Origin of the sequence: Paraburkholderia sp. SIMBA_054, from assembly GCF_046534875.1 — a bacterium.
Classification (GTDB): domain Bacteria; phylum Pseudomonadota; class Gammaproteobacteria; order Burkholderiales; family Burkholderiaceae; genus Paraburkholderia; species Paraburkholderia hospita.
Genome location: NZ_JAWRXV010000344.1, coordinates 1 through 370, shown reverse-complemented (window position 1 = coordinate 370; position 370 = coordinate 1). Strand labels below are relative to the sequence as shown.

The following is a 370-nucleotide window of genomic DNA, read 5'->3' as shown; positions in this document are numbered from 1 at the left end:
CTGCACGCCGAATTTTTCGGCACCGACGCCGAACTCGACGCCGGCAATTTCTCTTCCGACACGCGCCAGCAAATGCTGTGGGGACGCGAACTCGCGATGGGCAACGGCGATCCGCAACGGCAACGCGGTTTGTCGCTCACTTACTGCGGCCATACGCCGATGCGCGACATCAAGCAGATCGGCTCGCAGGTGTTCGTCGATACCGGCGCGTTTGGGCCTGGCGGCAGGCTGACTTTGGTCGAGCCGAGGGCGCTGCGGCGCTGGTCCATTTCCGTCGAAGAAGCGCGCGCGGAAGGCGCGGCGGCGTTGGCGCTGCCCTGATCGCGCGTTGCTCGACGCGTGTCAGCCGACCTGGCTGAGTTCGAACACC

Annotated in this window: 1 pseudogene; it reads left to right on the top strand. The window is 65.7% G+C overall.

The window, feature by feature from the left end:
- Positions 1–321: pseudogene (locus SB822_RS55395) on the top strand (metallophosphoesterase); the annotation flags it as partial.
- Positions 322–370: the final 49 nt, after the last annotated feature.